Below are 23,241 nucleotides of genomic sequence, written 5' to 3' on the forward strand. Positions count from 1 at the left end.
CTCGGTAGCTCAGTCGGTAGAGCAGAGGACTGAAAATCCTCGTGTCGGCGGTTCGATTCCGTCCCGAGCCACCATTTATCTTAATACAATACGCCGGCTTAGCTCAATTGGTAGAGCAACTGACTTGTAATCAGTAGGTTGGGGGTTCAAGTCCTCTAGCCGGCACCATGTAAGTTTCGGAGGGGTAGCGAAGTGGCTAAACGCGGCGGACTGTAAATCCGCTCCTTCGGGTTCGGCAGTTCGAATCTGCCCCCCTCCACCATTTACATAGGGGCATAGTTTAAAGGTAGAACTGAGGTCTCCAAAACCTCCAGTGTGGGTTCGATTCCTACTGCCCCTGCCAAATACATTTACACAACATGGCGGTTGTGGCGAAGTGGTTAACGCACCGGATTGTGGCTCCGGCATTCGTGGGTTCGATTCCCATCAGTCGCCCCATTTTTATTTTTAAAATTACAAATAATCTAATTGATACTTACATATAATTAAGTAAGAATTCGATGGGCTATAGCCAAGCGGTAAGGCAACGGACTTTGACTCCGTCATGCGCTGGTTCGAATCCAGCTAGCCCAGCCATTTTTGCGGAAGTAGTTCAGTGGTAGAATACAACCTTGCCAAGGTTGGGGTCGCGGGTTCGAATCCCGTCTTCCGCTCCAATTAAATTAAATATGGCGGCATAGCCAAGTGGTAAGGCAGAGGTCTGCAAAACCTTTATCACCGGTTCAAATCCGGTTGCCGCCTTTATTATTGTGCCGATGTGGCGGAATTGGCAGACGCGCACGACTCAAAATCGTGTTCCTTCGGGAGTGTCGGTTCGACCCCGACCATCGGTATCAAGAACGACGTAACATCAGGCTCTATACTAATTGTATAGAGTTTTTTTGTGTTTTCATCGTACTACAAAATAAGGACTAATACTATCAAAGCTCATGCTATACAGTTAAAGCAAACTGTGAAACACTAAAGGGATAAAAATGAACATTCATTTTTATCCCTTTAGTGTTTCATTTTATAGAGAATCTCTCCACCCTGGTGACATGAAGTTAAATCCGACACCACCAGTAGATATTAGCACATTATCAACTGTTAACTTTGTAATTTCTAAAAAATTCTTTTCAAACTCTTCTCTGTTGTACTTGTACATAGTTGAGTGGCACGACCACATTTGCGTTGAAGTACTCAACCATTCCCCTAATTCCTTTAATTTAGGGAATGACTCAAATTGAATTGGTTCATCTAATTTCATGAATCTCACTTGATAGATAGTTGGGTTTAGCTTTTCTCCTATCCCTTTAAGACCATGTGCTTTTTTTTCATGTAAATGTGTCATAATTCTCCCCCATCCTTCAAATCTTTGAATTCCAAAATTATTTTCCTGTTTTAATTATACAGCAATAAAAAGTAATTAGGGGGATGTGGTGGTGATTTTTCCCTTTTTCTTATTGTTTAGCGAGAAATAAAGTAATAAATGAAATATGATAATTTTAATCAAGAGAGAAATGAAAGTAAAAAGTATCAGTTATTTATTGTGATTCCATTTTGGCTTCGTTTCATTTTAATTCATCATGTTTAAAGAAGATCAAAATTTTTAAAATACTTTAAAATAAAGGATTTTAGGGGGAACGCTCTATATAACTATATAAATGTCACCTAGAAAGACTCAAAATCGTGTTCCTTCGGGAGTGTCGGTGCGGCCCGGACAATCGGTATCGACGATGTAAAAAGACTCTAACAGAAATGTTAGAGTCTTTTTTGTTAAATTATATTATGTGATGCTAAAATTCGTAATAAACGTAAAAATTCATGTATAATATAACTTGTCGAAAGAACAAAATGATAATGATTTATATTATGTCTGTAATATGAATCAAAAGTGAACTTTTTATATTTCTTTTAAAAATGTGTTGAATACACATTATATTTCATATTAATATTTTTATGTAGATTTAAAACGAGAAAGAGAGTGAAAGTATGGGCCGTAAATGGAACAACATTAAAGACAAAAAAGCATCAAAAGATGCAAATACAAGCCGTATATACGCGAAATTTGGACGTGAAATTTATGTGGCAGCAAAACAAGGCGAGCCAGATCCTGAATCAAACCAAACGTTAAGAGTTGTATTAGAGCGTGCGAAAACATACAATGTACCAAGAACAATTATTGATCGTGCAATTGAAAAAGCAAAAGGCGGTTCAGAAGAAAACTATGATGAGCTTCGTTACGAAGGATTTGGACCAAATGGATCTATGGTAATTGTAGATACACTTACAAATAACGTAAACCGTACCGCAGCAGATGTACGAGCTGCATTTAGCAAAAACAGTGGTAACATGGGCGTAAATGGTTCTGTAGCTTACATGTTCGATGCGACAGCTGTTATCGGTCTTGAAGGTAAAACATCAGATGAAGTTCTTGAAATTTTAATGGAAGCAGATGTAGATGCACGTGACATTCTAGAAGAAGAAGATTCTGTTATCGTTTATGCTGAACCTGATCAATTCCACTCAGTACAATCTGCACTTAAAGATGCTGGTATTGAAGAATTTACAGTTGCAGAATTAACAATGCTTGCACAAAATGATGTAGAACTTCCTGAAGATGCTCAAGTACAATTTGAAAAAATGGTTGATGCATTAGAAGATTTAGAAGATGTACAACAAGTTTACCATAACGTAGACTTAGGCGAATAATAAAAAAGGACCCTTTCGTTTAACGAACTGGGTCTTTTTTATTGAAATAATTAAGATGATAAGGTTTTAAAGGTGTTTTGTTGTAGTTATGGAATAGGATTATAGATAGTATTTTAAATGATTGTATTTCTAGGAGGTATTTCTATGGAGCATAAAACACCAAAGCATATCGTTGCTGTAGCAGGCTATTTAACAAATGAAAAGAATGAGATGCTTTTAACAAAAGTACATTGGCGAGCGGATACGTGGGAAATGCCTGGGGGACAAGTAGAAGAAGGAGAAGCACTCGATCAAGCTGTTTGTAGGGAAATAAAAGAGGAAACAGGATTATCGGTGAAGCCTATCGGAATTACAGGGGTCTATTATAATGCTTCTATGCATATTTTAGCTGTTGTGTTTAAAGTGGCATATGTGAGTGGTGATATAAAAATTCAACCTGAAGAAATACAAGAGGCTAAATTTATTGCTTTAAATGAAGAGAATATCGATGAGTATATAACGCGTCCTCATATGAAATCAAGAACAGTTGATGCGATGAGAGCAGCGCATTTCATCCCATACGAAACGTGGGAAGTACAGCCATATAACCTTATAGGCAGGTTGTAAGAAAAGGGTAGCTATTTGAGTGTATCTCAAATAGCTACCCTTTTCTTATGTATATTACTTTAGAAAAAGGTCAAAATGATAATAAAGCTAGTATTGATTTCGAGAACATTAGTTCTGTATAATTATGATATATCATATATAATTAGATTACTAGATGTTTAAAAATAGAAATTTATAGATGATATAATAAAAGAATAAAGTGGAATCAAGGAAGTATAACGCTCTTAATTTCTACGCTGCTGTTTGTTATGAATGTTTTAAAATAATGTATATTCAATATTTCAGATGAATAGTAGATAAAAAAAGACTGTGATACAATACATTTTTATACCTTACAATGATGTAAGGTAGGTGTAAGAGAAATCGATGGGATATTTTTTTACAACAAGGTATTCTTAAGTTAAGAGATATATATGCTGTGTGGAAAAGAGGTGTTCAAGATGAAAGAACGAGTATTATCTAGAGTGAACTATCATCAAAAAGTTGCATTAAATCCAATGACTAAATTCTTTTATAAAGCCATTATTTTATTATTATTGTTAAGTTGTACGTTATTATTCGTTGGAAATATAATGATCGAGAAAAGTGATATTAGTAAATTACATGTACCGCCTAAGTTAGAGGTGCCAGAATCATTAACACATGCATTTATCGCGACAGAAGATAAAAGGTTTTATCATCATAATGGTTTAGATTATATAGCAATTATTAGGGCGTCTGTTGAGAATATAAAAGCTGGTGGTGTTGTGCAAGGAGGAAGCACAATTACACAGCAATTATCGAAAAATGCTTTTTTAACGAATGAACGTACATTTTCTCGTAAGTGGAAAGAGATTTTTTATACAAAAAAAATTGAACGTACATTTACGAAGGATGAAATTTTAAAATTGTATGTAAGTAATATTTATTACGGAGAAGGAGCATGGGGAATTGAAAAAGCAGCCAACCTTTACTTCGGTAAAACGGTGAACCAATTAACGTTGGCTGAAAGTGCGATGATGGCTGCTGTAGTGAAAGCACCTGCTTATTACTCACCTGCGCAAAATTATGATAAAGCGGTCGAGAGACGAAATGTAGTTTTGAGATTAATGGAAAAAGAAGGATATATCAATCATGATGAGTATGTGCAAGCAGTTAGTGAGAAATTAGTAATTCGCCATGATATAAAAACAGAGCAGTCGATGTTAAATAATGCGCGTGAAAAAGCAGTAAGTTAAGAGAAGCTCTTGCATAGGAGCTTCTTTTTTTGAATAAATTGTGACAAATTGTGACACAATATCGTCACAATTATTGTGTTTTTGTAATTTATGTGAGCGTGTTCATTGCGTGACGTATATAAGTGTTGATATTATGTGTATTGTGTACAATGCTGTATACAGAATATGAATTTAAAGAGGAATGTATATGAAATCAAATAAACTCATGGCTCTTGGTGTAGTTTTTTCTATCGCAGTATTGATTGTAATCGGAACAATTGCGTATAGCATCATAAATGACAAAAAAGATAAAGGGAATGAGATGTTTGCTTATTCTACGCAACAATCTTTAGGTAAAGATGATGCTCCGGTTAAGGTAGTTGAATTTGGAGACTTCAAATGCCCAGCATGTCGTACTTGGGATGTAACGGTATTACCACGATTAAAAGAAGAATATATTGATAAAGGTAAAGTGCAGTTATATTTTATCAACTTCCCATTTATTGGAAAAGACTCTGATTTAGGCGCAGCAGCTGGTGAAGCAATTTATAAACAAGATAAAGATTCATTCTGGACTTTCTATGATGAGATTTATCAAAGTCAAAAGAAAGATACGGAAGAATGGATTACAGAAGAATTACTTCTTAGCATTGTGAAAGAGAAACTTCCAAAAGTTGATGTAGAACAGTTTAAAAAAGATTTACACAGTAAAGAAATAAAAGAAAAAGTACGTAAAGATTCAGATCGTGCTCAAAAATTAAAAGTTCAAGGTGCTCCTTCAGTATATATAAACGGGAATCTTGCAAATCCTGATTTCGATAGTATGAAGAAGGCGATTGATAAAGAATTGAAAAAGTGATGAGGTCTCTCATCACTTTTTCGACTTTTTTCGATAAAATTCTTGCTTCCGTTTTTTTTACATGCTATACTACTTTACATAAGTTATTCTAATATCTTATATGTATTTCATATTTGCGGGTGTAGTTTAGTGGTAAAACAAGAGCCTTCCAAGCTCTGGTCGAGAGTTCGATTCTCTTCACCCGCTCCAAATTTTATTTAATGTTTTTCTAATAAATTGTGATCAACGCAGTGTTTCGTTTCTGAGATAAACGAGGCATTGCGTTTTTTAATGTTTGAAAAGCATAATTGTATGCGAAAATAGAAGTAAAGAATAGTATTCCAAAAGTGAATTGCTAACCAATATAGTCGTTACATAAGGGATGGGTTCATCTGAGGAGGCGATTAAGAATGGATTTTGAACAATTAAAGCAAGATGTAATTGCATATAGTAAAACAATTGGTATAGATAAAATAGGCTTTGCGAGTGCTTCTCCATTTGAGGAGCTAAAGCAGCGGTTAATCCAGCAGCAACAATTAAATTATCAATCTGGATTTGAAGAGTCTGATATAGAAAAAAGAACGAATCCACAGCTTTTATTACCAGGTGCAAAATCAATTATTGCGATTGCTTTAGCGTATCCTTCAAAATTAAAAAACGCACCATTAAGTAAACGTGGAGAACGCCGTGGGATTTTTTGTCGTGCCTCTTGGGGACAAGATTATCATCTTGTTTTACGAGATCGTTTGCAAAAGTTAGAGGCATATTTAATTGAAAAGCTTCCAGATATAGAAGTGAAGTCAATGGTTGATACAGGTGAGTTAAGCGATCGTGCTGTATCAGAACGTGCAGGTATCGGATGGAGTGGTAAGAACTGCGCTATTATTACACCTGAATTTGGTTCGTATGTATACTTGGGAGAAATAATTACAAACGTTCCATTTCCACCAGATCAGCCGATAGAAGATCAATGTGGAAGCTGTACAAAATGTATTGATGTTTGTCCTACAGGTGCTTTAATACAGGGTGGACAGTTAGATTCGAAGAAATGTATTGCTTTTTTAACACAGACGAAAGGGTTCCTACCTGAAGAATATCGCGATAAAATAGGAAATCGTATATATGGATGTGATACGTGTCAGACTGTGTGTCCAAAAAATAAAGGAATGGATTTTCATAATCATCCTGAGATGGAGCCAGATCCTGAATTAGTTAAACCGCTCTTAACACCACTTTTAACAATTAGTAATCGTGATTTTAAAGAGAAATATGGGATTATGTCAGGGTCATGGAGAGGTAAAAAGCCATTGCAACGAAATGCGATTTTAGCATTGGCGCATTTTAAAGAAGCATCAGCAATTCCTGATTTAATCGGTGTTATGAAAGATGATCCAAGACCAGTACTACGCGGAACAGCAGCGTGGGCACTTGGGAAAATTGGTGGAGATGGAGTAGGCGAAGCTATTGAGAAAGCGATGGAACGTGAAAAGGATGAAGAAGTTCTTCATGAAATGAATCGTGGGCTTGCATTGTTAGCGCAGAAAAAAGAGTAGATAATATCTCCCTTTTTCATATTGTAATATGGGAGGGAGATGAAATGGTTGTAAAAGAAAATATTGAAACACAAGTACAACAGTTTTTAGCATATGTAACAGAGAAACGAACAAATGTGGATGGTATTGCTAAAGATTTATTACAACTAGCACAAAGAAAGAAACAATTGTTTCAAAAACGTAGTGCAGATATAGTGAAAGCAACAGCAGATGTTTCTTTCATTAGACAGCTAAATAGTAGTGATTATCAAGAAATTGATTATCAAGTACATTTTAAATATTTAATTAAGCATAAAGAATTATTTTATATCGAAGAGGAACAATTAAAACGAAGAGTTTGTTTAAATAATAGCCGGATAATAGGTGATTATGCTATTGAAGTGCCAGAAGAGATTGGAATAGGTGAGACATTAGAAAGAGAAGTTACGAAAGAGAAATACGGTTCTTATCAGTATAATCGTTTAGAGGCAGTAAAATATGCAGAGCGTTGGTGGGATGATCGAAACCCAGTGTATCGCAATTTTCCTGATAATTGTACAAATTTTATTTCTCAATGTCTTCATACTGGAGAAGTACCAATGAACGGATATCCTAATATTCGTAAAGGTTGGTGGCAAAGGGAGAACCAGTGGAGTTGGAGCTGGGCTGTCGCACACTCTTTTTACTGGTACTTGTCAGGTTCTACAGTTGGCCTGCGAGGAGAAACTGTAGAAAAGCCGGAAGACCTTATTCTTGGTGATGTCATTGCTTACGATTTCGAAGATGACGGTAGGTGGAATCATACGACGATTGTAGTAGCAAAAGACGCAGATGGTATGCCACTTGTAAATGCACATTCAGCAAATAGCCGGCGGCGTTATTGGAGTTATGAGGACTCTAGTAAATACACACCACAAATGAAATATAAATTCTTTCATATTATTAATGGGTAGAGATTTTTCGTTCAAGTGGTATAATACGTAGTAGACAAAAAACAGAGGTGAATATCGCGTGGGCGTACATGTTGTTTTATATCAACCAGAAATTCCAGCAAATACAGGAAATATTGCACGTACTTGTGCAGCAACTGGAACAGAATTACATTTGATTAGACCGCTTGGGTTTTCAACGGATGACAAAATGTTAAAGCGTGCAGGATTAGATTATTGGCAGCACGTAAAAGTTACGTATTACGATTCAATTGAAGAGTTTTATGAGAAAAATAAAGACGGTGAATTCTTCTATTTAACAAAGTATGGTGAGAAAGCTCATACAGCATTTGATTATAGCAAACGTGAGAAGGATTATTATTTCGTGTTTGGAAGAGAAACAAATGGCTTACCAGCTAATGTAATCGAAGAAAACTTCGATCATTGTTTACGTATTCCAATGACGGATAAAGTACGTTCATTAAATTTATCTAATACAGCAGCAATTTTAATTTATGAAGCGTTTCGTCAACAAAATTATCCAGGATTAGATTTAGAAATCGTTTATTAAAAGTCGCCATTAGGCGGCTTTTTTTATAAATAAAAATAATATGTAGTCATACATTTTAAAAAAGGTACATATTCATATAGAATGGGATATATGATTAAAAATAGATAAGACGGGTTGAGATAAATATGAAGGAACAATATAACAATCAAAATACCTTTTTAAGTATGATAGATATGGATTTAATAAGACAAGGACTATTACATGCTATTCAAGATTTAGTATTTATTGTGAAAGTTATTGATGATGAGATCTTTAAATATATTTATATAAATAAAATAGGGATGGATTATGCTGGATTAAGTGAAGAATGTTACGGAAAAACATTTGCAGAAGTGTTATCAGGAGAAAAGGTGAAAATATTACAAGAGCAATATATAAAAGTGGTGAGAGAGGCGAGAGCACACACATTTTGTGATGTAATCAGTTTCCCAACTGGTAATTTACATTATGAGTCTTCAGTTAATCCTGTATACGACGAAGAAGGGGTATGTCAATTTATTATTTGTATTACAAGGGATATTACAGCTCAGATTGAGGAGAAAGCAGAGATAGAGGAAAAACAAATGTTATTTAAGTCATTACTAGAATATAATAATGACTCCATTATATCTATAGATTCTATAGGTAGAATTACATATGCTAATCCGGCAACGTATGAAATATTTGGATACCGATATGAAGAGTTAAATAATAACTTTATTTTTAACTTTATTATTAAAGAATATGAAAAAGACTTTCAAATTATATTTAAGGAAGCTTTACAGGGGAGAGCAAAACAAATTGTTTCAAAGAAATATGTTCATAAAGAAGGATATGAATTATATATTTCTTTGAGAACAATCCCGATTATTGTGAACGGTGAAATTGTTGGGGTGTATATTGTTACGAGGGATGTTACAAGGCAAGTATTAAATGAGATGAAGACGGAATACTTAGCTTATTATGACCAATTAACAGGTTTAATGAATAGAATTTCATGCACAAACAAGCTAAATGAGTTTTTAAATGAAAATAAAGAGCTTGCACTAGTTTTCATGGATTTGGATGAATTTCATCTTATTAATGATACATTTGGTCATAAAGAAGGAGATAAAGTATTACAAAAAGTTACAGAATGTTTAAGCAATCTAGAAATAGAAGGTATGCATTTATTTAGAGAACATGATGATCAATTTGTTATGTTAATAGAAAATATAACGAAAGAATATGTAGAGGAAGTTGCAAAAAACATATTAGAAAAGATTAGTGAACATTTTGTAATTGAAGAAGAGGACGTGTATTTAAGTGCATCAATTGGAATTGTAATGGCACCAACAGATGGAGCCGATGAAAAAATACTTTTTCAAAGAGTTGATGCTGCTTTGGAAAAAGCAAAGGAAAAAGGAAAAGGGCATTATCATTTTTATTGTAAAGGATTAGATTGTGAACGTGAGAAAAGGTTTGTAATGGAAAATCAGTTACATCGTGCTATAGAGAAAAATGAATTTTTCTTATATTACCAGCCGCAGGTTAATATTGAAACGAAAAAAATAGCTAGTATGGAAGCTTTAATAAGATGGGAGAATAAAGAATTAGGATTTGTCCCTCCCAATCAATTTATTCCACTGGCAGAAAGAACAGGATTTATTATTAAGCTTGATGAGTGGGTAGTAGATCAAGTGTGTCAGCAAATACGTGAATGGTTAAATAAAGGGTATGAAGTGGTTCCGATTGCAGTTAATATTTCAGCTAGACATTTTCGATCTATTACATTAATAGAGATGATTACACGTGCTTTAAATAAGTACAATGTACCAGCTCATCTATTAGCGATAGAGGTGACAGAAGGAGCCCTTATACATAAAGACATATCAAAGAGAGTGTTGCTACAATTAAAAGAACAAAATTTAAAGATTCATTTAGATGATTTTGGAACAGGGTATTCGTCTTTAAGTTATTTGAAAACATATCCAATTGATACTTTGAAAATTGATCGCTCTTTTATGGAAGGTATACATGTAGATGAACGTGATACGAATATTACGGCTGCAATTATTCATTTAGCTCATACATTAGAATTGAATGTAATTGCAGAAGGAGTAGAAAAAGCCGAACAAATACAGTTTTTGAAGGGAAAAAATGTAGAAATTGTACAAGGTTATTATTATAGTCGCCCTTTATCAAAATATGATGTGGAAAATATGTATTATACATGATGTATAAAGAAAAAAGTGATGTGCTAAAAGCACATCACTTTTTATGTGTACCTGGTTTATCGTTGTAACCAGATGTGAAAATAGCTGTAAGAAATGTGAGTGATACACCTAAAATTAATAATAATTTCATATTAATATTCCTCCTACTTTTTCGATTTACGAATTCTATTTATGAATTGAAATGTATGTAAGGTTCTTAGAAGAAAAGAATTTATTTATAATGAATAGCAGTGTGAAAACTTTAATACCTATATTATACAGAATTTTCTTTGAATTTTGGAGAGAATTTTATAGCACTACTATATATTTCGTTTTGATTTAAAGAATGTTTAAGGACATCCTAGCATACCTTTTATAATAATCCGATTGAACAAGGAGATGGGGGAGGAGCTATAATGGATATTCTAAAAAAGATTGAACAGCATCGAGCAGCAGAAGAACGTTTACAATGGGAAGGTACGTTTGCGGAGTATTTGGAGCTTGTGAAAGAAAGACCATGGGTGGCTCAAACAGCACACTCTCGCATTTACAATATGATAAAAGATGCCGGAATTGAAGAAGTTGATGGTAGAAGAAAATATAATTTCTTTAGTAATCAGCTGTTTGGACTAGAGGATGCACTAGAGCGTCTTGTTGAAGAATATTTTCATCCGTCTGCAAAAAGATTAGATGTTAGAAAACGTATTTTATTATTAATGGGTCCTGTTAGTGGAGGGAAATCAACATTAGTTACGATGTTGAAACGAGGATTAGAAACATACTCACGTACAGATCGTGGAGCGATTTTTGCAATTAAAGGCTGCCCGATGCACGAAGATCCACTACATTTAATTCCACATCATTTACGGGATGATTTCTTTGATGAGTATGGAGTGAGAATTGAAGGGAATTTATCACCATTAAATGTAATGCGTCTAGAGCAAGAATATGGGTCAAGAATTGAGGATGTAGTTGTAGAGCGTATTTTCTTCTCGGAAGATCGCCGTACAGGGATTGGTACATTTAGCCCGTCTGATCCAAAATCACAAGATATTGCCGATTTAACAGGTAGTCTAGACTTTTCAACAATTGCAGAATATGGTTCAGAATCAGATCCTCGTGCGTATCGATTTGATGGAGAATTAAATAAGGCGAACCGAGGGATGATGGAATTCCAAGAGATGTTAAAATGCGATGAGAAGTTTTTATGGCATTTATTATCGCTTACGCAAGAAGGTAATTTCAAAGCGGGAAGGTTTGCGCTTATTTCAGCAGATGAATTAATTGTAGCGCATACGAACGAAACAGAGTATCGCTCATTTATAGCAAATAAGAAAAATGAAGCATTGCATTCAAGAATTATTGTAATGCCAGTTCCATACAATTTACGAGTGAGTGAAGAGGAACATATTTATGAGAAGATGATTCATGAAAGTGATGTATCGAATGTGCATATTGCACCACACACACTTCGTGTTGCAGCGATGTTTACAATTTTAACTCGTTTAAAAGATCCGAAGCGTCCAGATATTGATTTAAACAAAAAGATGCGTTTATATGATGGTGAAATGGTAGAGGGTTATAATGCGATTGATGTAGAAGAATTGCAACGGGAATACCAAGATGAAGGTATGAGTGGTATTGACCCACGTTATGTTATTAACCGAATTTCTTCTACAATTATTAGAAAAGAAGTACCATCTATTAATGCACTAGACGTACTTCGTTCTTTAAAAGATGGATTAGACCAGCATCCATCCATTAGTAATGAAGATCGTGAGCGCTATATGAACTTCATTTCATTAGCAAGAAAAGAATATGATGAAATTGCTAAGAAAGAAGTACAAAAAGCATTCGTATATTCATACGAAGAATCGGCTAAGACACTTATGGATAATTACTTAGATAACGTTGAAGCATATTGCAATAAATCGAAATTACGTGATCCATTAACAGGTGAAGAAATGAGCCCAGATGAAAAACTAATGCGCTCAATTGAGGAACAAATTGGAATTTCAGAAAACGCGAAGAAAGCATTCCGTGAAGAAATTTTAATTCGCATCTCTGCTTATGCGCGTAAAGGAAAACGTTTCGATTATAACTCGCATGAACGTCTTCGCGAAGCGATTCAGAAGAAGCTATTTGCTGATTTAAAAGATGTCGTGAAAATCACAACATCAACGAAAACACCAGATGAAAATCAGCTTAAGAAAATCAACGATGTTGTTGCACGTTTAATTGATGAGCATGGCTATAATTCTTCTTCGGCAAATGAATTATTACGCTATGTAGGTAGCTTGCTAAATCGATAGTTTGATAACAAAACGCTGTCTCTTGTTTTTTGCGGGACAGCGTTTTATTATCCATTCATATGTGTAAAGTGTCATACCTTGTCCAAATATAATAAATTAAGATGCAATTTCATGAATTTATTGTCAATTATTTTTACAATATGCATATGATAGAGTAACCAACCATTCATACGAAAAAAGCCAACACAATACAATATGTTGCAAAGTGAAAATGTGTGCAACAATGCATTGTGTTTCTTTCTTATCAGAGGCTGAATATTTCTTTCTATTATGTGAGTGGCAAAATTTTGTTTAGGATGCTCGGAGTATTGTATGTAAAACGTTATATATGTTTATGGGGTGATTTTCGATGGGCAGTTACCTTTCAAATATTTTAGCTTGAACATTATAGAACAAAATTTATAGATTGCTGTTCATAGAGAAAGACAATTACAGTAAGGAGGGAAAGGAATGAGCGAAGAAAATCAACCAAATTATACGATTTCACAGGAAAACTGGTCCCTCCATCGCAAAGGATATGACGACCAACAGCGCCATCAAGAAAAAGTACAAGAGGCAATTAAGAATAATTTACCCGATCTTGTAACAGAAGAAAGCATTGTTATGTCTAATGGCAAGGATGTTGTAAAAATACCAATTCGTTCTTTAGATGAATATAAGATTCGGTACAATTATGATAAAAACAAACACGTTGGGCAAGGAACTGGTGATAGCAAAGTTGGTGATGTCGTTGCGAGAGATGGATCAGGTGGTCAAAAGCAAAAAGGCCCAGGAAAAGGTCAAGGTGCAGGAGATGCAGCTGGAGAAGATTATTATGAAGCTGAAGTTTCTATTTTAGAATTAGAGCAAGCGTTTTTCAAAGAGCTAGAGCTTCCTAATTTAAAGAGAAAAGAAATGGATGAAAACCGGATTGAACATATTGAATTTAATGACATTAGAAAAACAGGACTATGGGGAAATATTGATAAGAAACGAACGATGATATCTGCATATAAACGAAATGCAATGCGTGGTAAAGCATCTTTCCATCCAATTCACCAAGAGGATTTAAAGTTCCGTACTTGGAATGAAGTGTTAAAGCCAGATTCAAAAGCTGTTGTATTAGCGATGATGGATACGAGTGGATCGATGGGAATATGGGAGAAGTATATGGCACGTAGCTTCTTTTTCTGGATGACAAGATTTTTACGTACAAAGTATGAAACAGTTGATATTGAATTTATTGCTCATCATACAGAAGCGAAAGTTGTTACAGAAGAAGAATTTTTCTCAAAAGGAGAAAGTGGCGGAACGATATGTTCTTCCGTGTATAAAAAGGCATTAGAGCTTATCGATAATAAATATTCACCAGACCGCTATAATATTTATCCATTCCATTTTTCAGACGGTGATAATTTAACATCAGATAATGCGAGATGTGTAAAGCTTGTTGAGGAGCTGATGAAGAAATGTAATATGTTTGGGTATGGGGAAGTGAATCAGTACAACCGCCATAGTACGCTTATGTCAGCCTATAAAAATATTAAAGATGAGAACTTTAGATATTATATTTTAAAGCAAAAAGCAGACGTATTCCATGCGATGAAGAGCTTTTTTAAAGAAGAATCAGGAGAGAAAATGGCATAATCCCTTTTAAAAGGGATTATTTTTTTGTAAACTTTTTATTTTTTTAGTTGACAATGATAATGAAAATCAATATCATTTATTCGAGAAATGATTACATTTTGAATTATATATATTGGAGGAGATGTAAAGTTGAAAAAAAATAAAAAAAAACATATAAATGCAATGATTATAGCGGCGGCGTTATCACTTCCATTTGCTGTGTATTCGACACCTGCTTTAGCGGCGGTAGCAATTGAGGCGAATAAAACGGGACAAGGTTTAGAAGATGGTACATATGACGCTGTTATTAAAGCATATAAAGATAAAACGAATGAAGAGTCTATGGCAGCTGTTTATATAAAGGATCCGAAATTAACAATTGAGAATGGAAAGAAAATTGTAACAGCAACGTTAAGTGATAGCGATTTCTTCCAATACTTGAAAACAGAGGATATTCATACTCCTGGTGTGTTTCATGATGTAAAGATTATATCAGAAGACAAAAAGAAAAATGGAACGAAGGTTATTCAATTTGAAGTTGGGGAATTGGGAAAAAGATATAATATGCAAATGCATATTTATATTCCAACGATGGCCTATGATAATAAATATCAAGTGCAGTTTGAAGTAAATGCTTTAAATTTAGAAAACAATGTTCCAGAAAAGGAAAATAAAGAGGATAAAGTGGAACAACAAGATGAAAGCGGAAATGTAATATTAGATAAGCAATTACAAAGGCATATTAATAAACATAATTTAAATAGAGAAAATATAAATGATCCAATAACTAAGGAAGATTTATTAAAGATTAAAACATTATCCATTTATTCAGGTGAAGGAATAAATGAAATAGCTGGTTTAGAACATATGACAAATTTAGAGAAGTTGACGTTAAGAGAATCTAATGTAACAGATATATCAGCCATCTCGAAACTGAGAGATTTGAAGTACGTAGATTTAACTTCTAATCCAATTAAAAATATTCATCCAATTGAGCAGTTAGAGAATATTAATATGCTTTTTTTAAGAGATAATAAAATTTCTGATCTTACACCATTAAGTAAAATGAAAAAAATTAAAACATTAGATTTAGTTGGTAATAACATTGAAGACATCCAGCCATTATTTACATTATCAACTATGAAACAGTTATACTTAGCCAATAATCAAATCAGTGATCTTACTGGAATTAACCAATTAAGTAATGTGGAACTATTATGGATAGGGAACAATAAAATTAGTAATGTTGAATCTATTAGTAAAATGAGTAATCTTATTGAACTAGAAATTGCTGATAGTGAAATAAAAGATATATCACCATTATCTAAATTAGGAAAATTACAAGTACTGAATTTAGAAGAGAATTATATCTCTGATATATCACCGCTGAGTAATTTAACAGATTTACATGAGATGAACCTAGGAGCGAATGAAATTGCTGACGTAAGGCCTGTTGAGGAATTGGGTAAGCGAATTTCAATTGATATTCAACGACAAAAAATCTTTTTAGATGAAGCAAGCGTAGATGAAGAAATACAAATTCCAATATACAATCTTAAAGGGGAGCCACTTCAAAATATCAATTTAAAAAGTGAGGGGGCCATTCTGAATAATGGATTTATAAAATGGAATAGTCCTGGAGAAAAAACATATGAATTTAGATTAGATACAAGCTCTGGTGAAAGTAAAATAAGATTTAATGGGATGGTTGTCCAGAAAATAGTTGAAAAACAAAAAGAAAGTCAAAATGTAATCCTGGATAAACATTTACAACAACATATTAATAAAGAAAATTTAGGTAGAGAGAATTTAAACGCTCCTATAACAAAATAAGATTTATTACAGATTAAAACATTAGAGATACTTAAAGAAAAAGGAAAAGAGATAAAAGATGTAACAGGTTTAGAGTACATGACGAACTTAGAAAACCTCACTTTAGAAGGAGTAGGCTTGAAAAATATTGAGTTCATCTCAAATTTGAAACAATTAAATATTGTGAATGTATCTCATAATCAAATTGAAGATATAACACCGTTATCTTCATTAAAAAACTTACAGTGGTTAAATCTTGCAGACAATCATATTAAAGATGTAACGGTTATTGGTTCAATGCTGGACTTACTTAGCTTGAATTTAGCAGGGAATGAGATTTGTGATGTAAGACCGCTAATACAATTAGGGCAGTGGTTTTCAATTGATGTCGGGAGACAAACAATCATTTTAGATGAAACAAAAGTAAATGAAGAAATTCAAGTCCCTGTATATGACTTAGAAGGAGAAGCTATTGACAATATCAAAATGAAAGGTGAGGGCGGAACGCTTAATAACGGAGTAATAAAATGGAGTACCCCAGGTGAAAAGGTATATAAATTTGATTTAGATTCTGATGAAATTAGTATAAGTTTTAACGGAACGGTAATCCAAAATATAGTTGAAAAAGAAGAAGTGACAGAACCGGTAAAAGAAGTTGAAGAAACGAAAGAAGAAGTAAAAGAACCGGTAAAAGAAGTTGAAGAAACGAAAGAAGAAGTAAAAGAGCCAGTAAAAGAAGTTGAAGAAACGAAAGAAGAAGTAAAAGAACCGGTAAAAGAAGTTGAAAGTACAAAAGAAGAAGTGAAAGAACCAGTAAAAGAAGTTGAAGGTACAAAAGAAGAAGTGAAAGAACCAGTAAAAGAAGTTGAAGGTACAAAAGAAGAAGTGAAAGAGCCAGTAAAAGAAGTTGAAGGTACAAAAGAAGAGGTAAAAGAATCAACAACTGGATTGAATCAAGAGCCAAAAGGGGATAATCAAGTTGGACCGGTGAAGGTGGTAGGACAAGAGAGTACGCAAGAAAAAGTTTCAAATAAGCAACAAGCTAATAAGCAAGAGGAAAATCAGAAGTCTTTAGCAGCAACTGGTAGTCAAGCTAACACATCGAGTTTACTTTCTGGATTAGCATTTGTTCTTTCAGCATTAAGTATGTTTGTATTTAGAAAGAGAGTATTTAAGAAATAAATAACGTTTTATCTTATTATTACAAAAGAATATATAATTATTTGAGAAGACCTTATCATAACAATTTCATGTTGAAATATGCTTATGATAAGGTCTTTTTGAATAGGGGAAGGATATGGATACGAGGATGTTTTAATCACTAAAATAATGGAGAAACTGTAGCGGAAATTGTAAGTACTTTTCGTTCACGATACGTTCAAATTGTATGAAGAAATAATATGAAATATTGCATTTTACATCTTTTTATCCAGATAATATGTTAATTTCGTGAATGGAATATATAAATAGGGGGCAATGATATGAACAAGAAATCAAAGATTAATAAAATGATGCTTAGTATTAGTACAATGGCGCTATCGTTAGGGGCAATTCAAACGAATGTATCAGCAGAAGAAAAGGTGCCATATAATGTATTGCATTCGAAACCAGTTGGAATTGAAAAACCAGTAGATGAGATTGGACACACTTCTAAAGCCGAAGAAACATTATCATTTCAAGAACGTTTAAAAGTAGGAGATTTTTCACAGCGACCAGCATCTATTACGAAGAACTCGGCAGTAAAGCAAGCTAAAGAAAGCTATTCAATGGCTGATTTAAACAAAATGAATGATCAAGAGTTAGTTGAAACGTTAGGCAGTATTAAGTGGCATCAAATTACAGACTTATTCCAGTTTAATGAAGATGCAAAAGCCTTTTATAAAGATAACGGAAAAATGCAAGTAATTATAGACGAATTAGCCCATAGAGGTAGTACATTTACGAAAGATGATTCAAAAGGAATTCAAACGTTTACTGAAGTGTTACGTTCAGCTTTTTATCTTGCATTTTATAATAATGAATTAAGCGCTTTAAATGAAAGAAGCTTCCAGGACAAATGTTTACCGGCTTTAAAAGCAATCGCAAAAAATCCAAACTTTAAGCTTGGAACAAATGAGCAAGATACAGTAGTATCTGCATACGGTAAATTAATTAGTAATGCATCAAGTGATGTTGAAACAGTGCAATACGCATCGAATATTTTAAAACAATATAATGATAATTTTAATGCATATGTAGACGATCGTATGAAAGGACAAGCTGTATACGATATGATGCAAGGCATTGATTATGATATACAGTCTTACTTAAATGAGGCCCGTAAAGAAGCGAATGAAACGATGTGGTATGGAAAAGTAGATGGGTTTATTAATGAAATAAATCGTATTGCTCTTCTAAATGAAGTAACGTCAGAAAATAAATGGCTCGTTAATAATGGAATTTATTTTGCTAGCCGTTTAGGGAAGTTTCATAGCAATCCAAATAAAGGATTAGAGGTTGTTACACAAGCGATGCATATGTATCCACGTTTAAGTGAACCGTACTTTGTTGCGGTAGAACAAATTACAACAAATTATAACGGGAAAGATTATAGCGGGAATACGGTAGATTTAGAGAAGATTCGTAAAGAAGGAAAAGAGCAATACTTACCAAAAACGTATACATTTGACGATGGATCTATTGTATTTAAAACTGGGGATAAAGTGTCTGAAGAAAAAATTAAGAGATTATATTGGGCTGCGAAGGAAGTAAAAGCGCAATATCACCGCGTAATCGGAAATGACAAAGCTTTAGAACAAGGTAATGCAGACGACGTATTAACGATAGTAATCTATAATACTCCAGATGAATATCAGTTAAACAGACAATTGTATGGATATGAAACAAACAACGGTGGAATTTATATTGAAGAGACAGGTACATTCTTTACATATGAGCGTACGCCAGAGCAAAGTATTTATAGTTTAGAAGAGTTATTCCGTCATGAGTTTACTCACTATCTTCAAGGGAGATATGAAGTTCCCGGTTTATTTGGAAGAGGAGATATGTATCAAAATGAAAGATTAACTTGGTTCCAAGAAGGGAATGCAGAATTTTTCGCAGGATCTACTCGTACAAATAATGTAGTACCGAGAAAGAGCATCATTAGCGGATTATCATCTGATCCTGCAAGCCGTTATACAGCAGAGCGCACACTATTTGCTAAATATGGTTCTTGGGATTTCTATAACTACTCGTTCGCATTGCAGTCTTACTTATATACGCATCAGTTTGAAACATTTGATAAAATTCAAGATTTAATTCGTGCGAATGACGTGAAAAATTATGATGCATATCGTGAAAATCTAAGTAAAGATTCTAAGCTAAATAAAGAGTATCAAGAGTATATGCAGCAGTTAATTGATAATCAAGATAAGTACACTGTACCGGAAGTAGCAGATGATTATTTAGCTGAACATGCACCAAAGTCGTTAACAGAAGTGAAGAAAGAAATTAGTGAGACGTTGTCTATGAAAGATGCAAAAATGACAAAACACGAGTCTCAATTCTTTAATACATTTACATTAGAAGGTACGTTTACAGGTAGTGTAACAAAAGGCGAATCAGAAGACTGGAATGCAATGGGTAAAAGAGTAAATGAAGCTTTAGAACAATTGGCGCAAAAAGAATGGAGCGGCTACAAAACGGTTACAGCATATTTCGTCAATTATCGTGTGAATAGTTCCAATGAATTTGAATATGATGTAGTCTTCCATGGTATCGCAAAAGATGACGGAGAAAATAAAGCTCCGACAGTTCATATAAACGGTCCTTATAATGGGCTTGTAAAAGAAGGAATTCAATTCAAAAGTGATGGATCAAACGACGAAGATGGAAAAATCGTTTCTTATTCATGGGAGTTTGGAGACGGAAGAACAAGTACAGAAGTTAATCCAGTACATGCATATGAAAAAGAAGGAACTTATAAAGTAGTGTTAAGAGTAAAAGATGATAAAGGAAAAGAGAGTAGAAGTGAAACAACTGTTACGATTAAAGATGGAAGTTTAACAGAATCTGAACCAAATAATCGTAAAGAGGAAGCAAATCGTATCGGACTAAACACTACTATAAAAGGTAGCCTTATCGGCGGGGATCACACCGATGTTTATACATTTAATGTAGCAGCAGCGAAAGATCTCGATATTTCTGTTTTAAATGAGTATGGAATTGGGATGACGTGGGTACTTCACCATGAATCAGATATGCAAAATTATGCTGCTTACGGTCAAGCTAATGGAAATCATATAGAAGCAAAATTAAATGCAAAACCAGGTAAGTATTACTTGTATGTATATAAATATGATAATGGCGATGGAACGTACTCATTATCACTAAAATAAGTGCTTTTCCAATGTATGTTTAACTTTACTTTTTGTGGAAAATAGTATATTATATAGATATATAATATATCGGTTATTTTCTAGGAGGAGCCTGTCACAATAGGTTTCTCCTGTTCTTTTTTAGAGACCTGTCTTACAGGTTTTTCTTTAAAGGGTAAATAACTGAAAATTGAGATTAATAATCTTTGAAAGAGGTGAGGCATACACATAACAAAAAAGGGATTGTTTAAGAAAGGGGGATAAGAAATGTTCTTGTTTGGTTATCCACTTGAAACAATTTATTTATATGGATTTGTTATTGCGACTATACTCACTGTTATTTATATTTTCTTTGGAGATATATTTGAATCAATATTTAGTTTTGGGGGCGGATCTGTATCCGTTGTTACCTTATTACTTAGTTTCTTCGCTATGTTATGTGGAATTAGTTATATAGGAGAATATTTATTTTCCTTTAATAGTACTATTATTTTCGCTGGTTCATTTGCTATATCTTTTATCGGTGTTTTCATAATGAAAATATTAATTTTAAAACCGATTGCAGAAGCAGAACAAAATACCGTACAACGTATGGATGAATTCATTGGTTGCAAGGGAGAAGTCATTACGACAATTCCTACAGAAGGATTTGGTGAAGTATTAATCTCCTCCCAATTTGGAAGTAATGCAATCCCAGCTAAAACAATTGGAAAGAAAGACATTTCACAAGGAACCGAAGTTATTATCGAGGGGGTTCAAGATGGTGTTTTGCTTGTACAAAACATCGCTTATTCTTTAAAGAAACCAAAATTATAAGGGGGAATTTACATGACGATTCCATTAATTATCGGTGGAGTTTTACTCGCAATTTTAATTCTACTCATTTTAGTATTCATTACGAAGTATCGAACAGTTGGTCCAGATGAAGCGTTAATTGTTACAGGGAACTGGCTTGGTGGTGGGAAAAATGTTGTTACCACTGATGATGGAAAGAAGATTAAGATTATTCGCGGTGGCGGTACTTTTGTAGTTCCAATTATGCAAAGAGCAGAGCCTTTAAGCCTATTAAACTACAAATTAGAAGTTGGTACACGTGATACGTATACGAAACAAGGTGTACCAATTACAGTAAATGGTGTTTCTATTATTAAAGTAGGATCGACAATTGAAGAAGTTTCTACAGCAGCTGAACAATATTTAGGAAAAGAAACGGAAGAGTTAAAAATAGAAGCAAAAGAAGTTTTAGAAGGGCATCTCCGTGCTATCTTATCTTCTATGACAGTAGAAGATGCGTATAGTAATAGAGAGCAATTTGCTCAAAAGGTGCATGAAGTAGCTTCTACAGATTTAAAGAAGATGGGTCTTCGCATCGTCTCTTTTACAATTAAAGAAATAATGGACAAAAACGGATACTTAGATGCGCTTGGACAGCCGCAAATTGCAATGGTTAAGCGTGATGCAACAGTTGCAAATGCAGAGCGTGAAAAAGAGGCACGAATTGAAAAAGCTCGTGCTGAGAAAGAAGCAAAAGAAGCAGAATATCAACGTGATGCACAAATCGCTGAAGCTGAAAAACATAAGGAATTAAAAGTGCAGTCCTATAAGAGAGATCAAGAACAAGCTCGTGCAGATGCGGACCTTTCTTACGAATTACAACAAGCGAAAGCGCAACAAGGTGTTACAGAAGAGCAAATGCGCGTTAAAATCATTGAGCGTGAAAAGCAAATTGAATTAGAAGAAAAAGAGATTGCACGTCGTGAAAAGCAATATGATGCAGAAGTGAAGAAAAAAGCAGATGCAGATCGCTATGCTGTCGAACAATCAGCAGAAGCGGAAAAAGTAAAACAAATGAAAAAAGCAGATGCGGATCAATATAAGATTGAAGCAGAAGCAAGAGCACGTGCAGAAGAAGTTCGTGTAGAAGGTTTAGCGAAAGCAGAGATTGAGAAAGCACAAGGTCAAGCGAAAGCGGAAGTACAAAAAGCACAAGGTACAGCAGAAGCAGATGTTATTAGATTAAAAGGTTTGGCTGAAGCTGAAGCCAAACAAAAAATTGCAGAAGCATTTGAATTATATGGTCAAGCGGCAATTATGGATATGGTTCTTAAAATGCTTCCAAGTTACGCGAAAGAAGTCGCAAGCCCACTTAGCAACATTGATAAAATTACAGTTGTCGACACAGGCGGCGGTGGTAAGAATAGCGGTGCTGGAAAAGTAGCAGGGTATGCGACTGATTTAATGGCAACGATGCAGGAGACATTAAAAGCTTCCTCTGGTATTGATTTAAAAGAGTTATTAGAAGGGTTTGCAGGTAAAGGTGCAGTACAGCAGTTATCGAATGATAAACCTGTCGTATCTGTAGTAGAAGATAAGAAAAAAGAAGTAGAAAAAGATAAAGAATAGTAAGGTAGGAAGAACCTCTAGCATGTGCTAGAGGTTCTTCTATGAATCGTAATATTTCGAATAATATACATTTTTATACATTGTTTTAATTATTTAATTTTTATAGAATGAAGTAAGTATGCAATAATCCTTTAAATTTAGAAAGATGGGTAAAAGAGAAATAGAGAGTCTCGTCAATCTATTTATATCTTAAAATTTTTATAAATGGATTAAT

General features: G+C 34.0%; 14 protein-coding genes, 9 tRNA genes and 1 pseudogene. 23 read left to right on the forward strand and 1 reads right to left on the reverse strand.

The features are described 5' to 3' along the window. Positions 1-92: 92 nt before the first annotated feature. The 8 genes from JDS98_RS18340 to JDS98_RS18375 all read left to right on the forward strand — a co-directional run bounded on the left by JDS98_RS18340 (position 93) and on the right by JDS98_RS18375 (position 833). Positions 93-168, forward strand: a tRNA-Thr gene (locus JDS98_RS18340). Between the two features lie 10 nt (positions 169-178). Then, positions 179-262 (forward strand) — tRNA-Tyr (locus JDS98_RS18345). Positions 263-269: 7 nt separating this feature from the next. After that, positions 270-343, forward strand: a tRNA-Trp gene (locus JDS98_RS18350). Positions 344-362: 19 nt separating this feature from the next. Continuing rightward, positions 363-438, forward strand: a tRNA-His gene (locus tag JDS98_RS18355). 63 nt (positions 439-501) lie between these two features. After that, positions 502-576: transfer RNA gene (locus JDS98_RS18360), tRNA-Gln, on the forward strand. 5 nt (positions 577-581) lie between these two features. Then, positions 582-656, forward strand: a tRNA-Gly gene (locus JDS98_RS18365). Positions 657-670: 14 nt separating this feature from the next. Beyond that, a tRNA-Cys gene (locus tag JDS98_RS18370) sits at positions 671-741 on the forward strand. 10 nt (positions 742-751) lie between these two features. Beyond that, a tRNA-Leu gene (locus tag JDS98_RS18375) sits at positions 752-833 on the forward strand. 176 nt (positions 834-1,009) lie between these two features. Here JDS98_RS18375 and JDS98_RS18380 read toward each other — a convergent pair. Next, positions 1,010-1,330, reverse strand: coding sequence for a DUF3884 family protein (locus tag JDS98_RS18380; protein WP_098711868.1), 321 nt, complete (start codon positions 1,328-1,330; stop codon positions 1,010-1,012). Between the two features lie 641 nt (positions 1,331-1,971). Here JDS98_RS18380 and JDS98_RS18385 point away from each other — a divergent pair. From JDS98_RS18385 to JDS98_RS18455, 15 genes and pseudogenes are all read left to right on the forward strand, one after another. Further along, entirely contained in the window at positions 1,972-2,691 is a 720-nt protein-coding gene (locus JDS98_RS18385; protein WP_000532958.1) for a YebC/PmpR family DNA-binding transcriptional regulator, read from the forward strand. Between the two features lie 144 nt (positions 2,692-2,835). Continuing rightward, positions 2,836-3,297, forward strand: coding sequence for an NUDIX hydrolase (locus JDS98_RS18390; protein ID WP_097957559.1), 462 nt, complete (start codon positions 2,836-2,838; stop codon positions 3,295-3,297). A 440-nt stretch (positions 3,298-3,737) separates the two neighbouring features. Further along, positions 3,738-4,514, forward strand: coding sequence for a transglycosylase domain-containing protein (locus tag JDS98_RS18395; RefSeq protein ID WP_000664700.1), 777 nt, complete (start codon positions 3,738-3,740; stop codon positions 4,512-4,514). 187 nt (positions 4,515-4,701) lie between these two features. Next, complete coding sequence (locus tag JDS98_RS18400) at positions 4,702-5,352, forward strand: DsbA family protein (protein ID WP_000841321.1); 651 nt, start codon at positions 4,702-4,704, stop codon at positions 5,350-5,352. A gap of 115 nt (positions 5,353-5,467) precedes the next feature. Beyond that, positions 5,468-5,541 (forward strand) — tRNA-Gly (locus JDS98_RS18405). Positions 5,542-5,741: 200 nt separating this feature from the next. Next, positions 5,742-6,884 carry a tRNA epoxyqueuosine(34) reductase QueG gene (queG, locus tag JDS98_RS18410; protein WP_000345226.1) on the forward strand — a complete coding sequence of 381 codons (1,143 nt, stop codon included), beginning with the start codon at positions 5,742-5,744 and terminating at the stop codon, positions 6,882-6,884. A 44-nt stretch (positions 6,885-6,928) separates the two neighbouring features. Then, positions 6,929-7,816, forward strand: coding sequence for an amidase domain-containing protein (locus JDS98_RS18415; RefSeq protein WP_000260519.1), 888 nt, complete (start codon positions 6,929-6,931; stop codon positions 7,814-7,816). Between the two features lie 58 nt (positions 7,817-7,874). Beyond that, complete coding sequence (gene trmL, locus JDS98_RS18420) at positions 7,875-8,363, forward strand: tRNA (uridine(34)/cytosine(34)/5-carboxymethylaminomethyluridine(34)-2'-O)-methyltransferase TrmL (protein ID WP_000538149.1); 489 nt, start codon at positions 7,875-7,877, stop codon at positions 8,361-8,363. A gap of 125 nt (positions 8,364-8,488) precedes the next feature. Beyond that, on the forward strand, positions 8,489-10,558 hold the full coding sequence (locus JDS98_RS18425; RefSeq protein WP_199634189.1) for a sensor domain-containing protein: 2,070 nt from the start codon (positions 8,489-8,491) through the stop codon (positions 10,556-10,558). A gap of 395 nt (positions 10,559-10,953) precedes the next feature. Then, on the forward strand, positions 10,954-12,849 hold the full coding sequence (locus JDS98_RS18430; protein ID WP_000353271.1) for a PrkA family serine protein kinase: 1,896 nt from the start codon (positions 10,954-10,956) through the stop codon (positions 12,847-12,849). A gap of 450 nt (positions 12,850-13,299) precedes the next feature. Next, positions 13,300-14,475 (forward strand): sporulation protein YhbH, encoded by a 1,176-nt coding sequence (yhbH, locus tag JDS98_RS18435; RefSeq protein ID WP_001288242.1) that lies wholly within the window; start codon positions 13,300-13,302, stop codon positions 14,473-14,475. A gap of 129 nt (positions 14,476-14,604) precedes the next feature. Further along, a pseudogene (locus JDS98_RS18440) lies at positions 14,605-17,448 on the forward strand (leucine-rich repeat domain-containing protein). Between the two features lie 299 nt (positions 17,449-17,747). Next, on the forward strand, positions 17,748-20,645 hold the full coding sequence (gene colA, locus JDS98_RS18445; RefSeq protein WP_199634190.1) for a collagenase ColA: 2,898 nt from the start codon (positions 17,748-17,750) through the stop codon (positions 20,643-20,645). A gap of 246 nt (positions 20,646-20,891) precedes the next feature. Then, positions 20,892-21,440 carry an NfeD family protein gene (locus tag JDS98_RS18450; RefSeq protein WP_000478275.1) on the forward strand — a complete coding sequence of 183 codons (549 nt, stop codon included), beginning with the start codon at positions 20,892-20,894 and terminating at the stop codon, positions 21,438-21,440. Between the two features lie 12 nt (positions 21,441-21,452). Next, the gene (locus tag JDS98_RS18455) at positions 21,453-23,027 is read left to right on the forward strand and encodes a flotillin family protein (RefSeq protein ID WP_000154995.1); all 1,575 of its coding nucleotides are present in this window, start codon (positions 21,453-21,455) and stop codon (positions 23,025-23,027) included. Positions 23,028-23,241 lie beyond the last annotated feature (214 nt).

Origin of the sequence: Bacillus cereus group sp. N11 (assembly GCF_016483605.1) — a bacterium.
In the GTDB taxonomy this organism is placed as follows: Bacteria; Bacillota; Bacilli; order Bacillales; family Bacillaceae_G; genus Bacillus_A; species Bacillus_A toyonensis.